The 2,696-nt window shown below is 60.9% G+C and carries 4 protein-coding genes; all 4 read left to right on the forward strand.

Annotated elements, in window-relative coordinates; all coding sequences use genetic code 11:
• The first annotated feature begins 34 nt into the window (after window positions 1-34).
• Entirely contained in the window at window positions 35-694 is a 660-nt protein-coding gene (gene scpB / locus J0I64_RS08435) for an SMC-Scp complex subunit ScpB (protein WP_291407141.1), read from the forward strand.
• Window positions 695-821: 127 nt separating this feature from the next.
• A complete protein-coding gene (locus J0I64_RS08440; RefSeq protein ID WP_291407142.1) occupies window positions 822-1,034 on the forward strand; it encodes a twin-arginine translocase TatA/TatE family subunit in 213 nt (70 codons plus the stop codon).
• Window positions 1,035-1,086: 52 nt separating this feature from the next.
• Window positions 1,087-1,875 carry a Sec-independent protein translocase protein TatB gene (tatB, locus tag J0I64_RS08445; protein ID WP_291407143.1) on the forward strand — a complete coding sequence of 263 codons (789 nt, stop codon included), beginning with the start codon at window positions 1,087-1,089 and terminating at the stop codon, window positions 1,873-1,875.
• 2 nt (window positions 1,876-1,877) lie between these two features.
• A partial coding sequence (gene tatC / locus J0I64_RS08450; protein WP_291407144.1) for a twin-arginine translocase subunit TatC occupies window positions 1,878-2,696 on the forward strand: 819 nt, incomplete at its 3' end.

Consider the following 2,696-nt stretch of genomic DNA (forward strand, 5'->3'; position numbering starts at 1 on the left):
CCATATTACTGCGTCGCCGGAGGCGTGATCCGTCATGAACGATGAGGATGGTGTGAACGGGGAAGTGCGCCAACGCCAGTTGCGCATTCTCGAAGCGCTGCTTTTTGCGTCGGCCGAGCCGCTTTCGCTCGCCGAAATGTCGCCCTATGTCGGTGAAGGCGCCAATCTTCCGGCGCTGATTGAAGAATTGCGCGCGCTCTATTCCAATCGCGGCGTAAATCTTGTCCGCCGCGGCGAGCGCTGGGCCTTCCGCACCGCCGAGGATCTGGGCTTCCTGCTGCGCCGTGAGGAAGAAGAAACCCGGCCGCTGTCGCGCGCCGCGCTCGAAAACCTGGCGATCATTGCCTACCATCAGCCGGCCACCCGCGCCGAAATCGAGGAAGTACGCGGCGTCGCCGTGGGCAAGGGCACCATGGATATCCTGATGGAAGCGGGCTGGGTGCGCATGCGCGGCCGGCGCCGGACGCCGGGGCGGCCTGTGACCTATGGCACGACCGACGCCTTTCTCGATCATTTCGGCCTTGAGAGCCTCTCGGACCTTCCGGGGCTCGACGAGCTCAAGGGGGCAGGGCTCCTCTCGTCGCGTTTGCCGCCCTCCCTGCAGATTCCACTGCCTTTTGACGGTGAAATCCGAGACGACGAAGATCCGCTGGAGCCCGATGATCTTGGCGATACGGCGGTCGAGGAAGAATAGTCAAATAGGCCGGTTGCCGCTTTCGTGAGTGGGCAACGGCAACACGTTCTTGTGTTTGCCCGCGATTGAACCTATTTCTCGGTCATCTATCGCGTGTAACGCGTTCTGAAAGTCTAGGGAGATCACCATGCACGCGCCTTCCATTTGGGGCATTCTCGTTGTCGCCGTCGTTGTCATTCTGCTGTTCGGCCGCGGGAAGATCTCCGGCATGATGGGCGAAGTCGCGTCGGGCATCAAAGCCTTCCAGAAAGGCATGAAGGACGACGAAGACAAGCCGGTTGAACGTGTCGCCACGACTGCTGAAGTCGACGCTCGCGAAACCGAGCGCAAGGACGTCTGATCCTTCTCGGCCTTGACTTTGCGGCCCGCTGCCGCGCCCGGAGACTTTCTTTATGCTCGGTCTAGGCTGGACAGAGATGCTGGTGATCGGCGTTGTCGCGCTGATCGTCATCGGCCCCAAGGACCTGCCCGTCGTCATGGGACGGCTGGGTAAGTTCGCGGCCCAAATTCGCCGCATGGGCAATGAGTTCCAGCGTGAAATCAACCGTACAACCGGTCTCGATGAAGTGCGCAACCTGCGCAACTCCATCACCTCGCCGCTGAAAAAGACGGCTGAGGAGATTCGTAAGGAATTCAACACGATGACGCCGACCGGTCCCAAGCCGAGCGGCATCATCAAGCCGGCGGATCCCAAGGTCGAGAGCGTCGTCGACGAATTGCGCAGCGCGGCCGGTATGCCCGCGGCGCCGAAGACGAATGACGAACTTGCCGCCGACTATGGCTTCAAGGCGGGCGAGAAGCCCAGCGAGCCCGTAAAGGCCGCCCAGGTTGCGCCCAAAACAGTGGCCGCTGCGCCGACATCGCCTGTGACCTCGACAGAGCTTCCGCCTGTGGCAGAAGCGAAGCAGGCCAAGAAGCCGGCCGCGAAGAAGCCTGCTACGGCCAAGGCAGCTCCTGCAAAGGCAACCGTTGCCAAGGCCCCCGCTGCGAAAAAGCCAGCCGCGAAGAAGACTGCCTCGCCGGAAGCGGTGAGCGCAGAAGTTGCACTGCTCGCCAAGCCTGCGCGCAAGCCGCGCACCAAGGCTGCCGCCGCCGTCGAAGCTGTTGCCGAGCCGGCCGCGCCGGTAAAGAAGCCGCGGGCGCCGCGCAAGAAGCCGGCTGATCCGGCAGAAACGAAATAACTATGGCCGACGCCAATCAGCCGCAGCTCGAAGACAAGAACAAGCCCGAAGTCGAAGATGAACTCGCCGGCAGCGAAGCGCCGCTTCTTGAACATCTGATCGAGCTGCGCAAGCGGCTCATCAAATGTGCTATTGCCATCGTCGTGCTGATGATCGGCTGCTTCCTCATCTCGAAGAACATTTTCGACGTGCTTCTCGGGCCATATCGCGGCGTTTACAGCAGCGACCCCACGCACAAGATCGAGCTGATCTATACCGCGCCCCAGGAACTGTTCTTCACCGAACTCAACCTGGCTTTCTTCGGTGCCATCTTCCTCGGTTTCCCCTTCATCGCCACGCAGATTTATCTGTTCATGGCGCCGGGGCTCTACAAGCACGAGCGCAAGGCCCTGGTGCCGTATCTGATCGCCACGCCGGTCTTCTTCGTGCTCGGCGCCCTGATGGTCTATTTCACCGTCCTGCCCATGGCGCTGCACTTCTTTGCAGGCATGGAGACGGAAGAAATCAAGCTCATGCCGCGTGTGTCCGAGTATCTCGGATTCGCCATGACGCTTATCCTTGCCTTCGGTATTTGCTTCCAGCTGCCGGTTGTGCTGACGCTTCTGGCGCAGATCGATCTCGTCAATGTGGAGATGCTGAAGAAGGGGCGTCGCTACGCCATCGTCGGTATTTTGATCGTTGCGGCTCTCATTACGCCGCCAGATCCGATTTCCCAGATCGGGCTTGCCCTGCCGATGTACGCGCTTTACGAACTGGCAATCCTGTCGGTTCGGATTGTGCAGAAGCGCCGTGAGGCGAAGCTGGCCGCGCAGGAAGCCGAG

This window comes from Devosia sp. (assembly GCF_017307565.1).
GTDB lineage: Bacteria > Pseudomonadota > Alphaproteobacteria > Rhizobiales > Devosiaceae > Devosia.